We start from the raw sequence: 350 nt of genomic DNA, 5'->3' as shown, positions 1-350 counted from the left end.
CCGCCGTTGCCGGCGATATGGTGCTGCTGGGCGAACTGGGCCAGCAGTTGAACCATTGCTATGTCGAACTGGACACCGCCCTGCTGCGCGGCGTGATGGACATGCGCGCCGCCCACACGGGCTTATTGGCCTTGATCACCCTGTTGGAACGCCGCGACGAGCCGCTGTTGTTTACCAGCGAGGACGCGCTGGCCTTGCTGGAACCGATACAGCAACGCTTGAAACAGGGGCTGGAACACTTTAACGGCGTGCTGTGATGGCTATCAGGGAGAGCATTGCCATGATGAAGCTGCTGATCCAGCAAAACCAGGCTCTCAAGCGCGCCGCCCGTTTGATCATTGCTTATGAGA

Annotated in this window: 1 protein-coding gene; it reads left to right on the top strand. The window is 59.4% G+C overall.

Features of this window, described 5'->3' with window-relative positions:
* Nucleotides 1–257, top strand: a 257-nt coding sequence (locus tag MOV80_RS23340) for a hypothetical protein (protein ID WP_249605568.1), incomplete at its 5' end; no start/stop codon positions are given.
* Between the last annotated feature and the right edge of the window lie 93 nt (nt 258–350).

The organism is Chromobacterium sp. IRSSSOUMB001, assembly GCF_023507765.1.
Lineage (GTDB): Bacteria > Pseudomonadota > Gammaproteobacteria > Burkholderiales > Chromobacteriaceae > Chromobacterium > Chromobacterium haemolyticum.
Note: the sequence above shows the minus strand (reverse complement) of the source record. Positions and strands in the feature narration are given on the sequence as shown.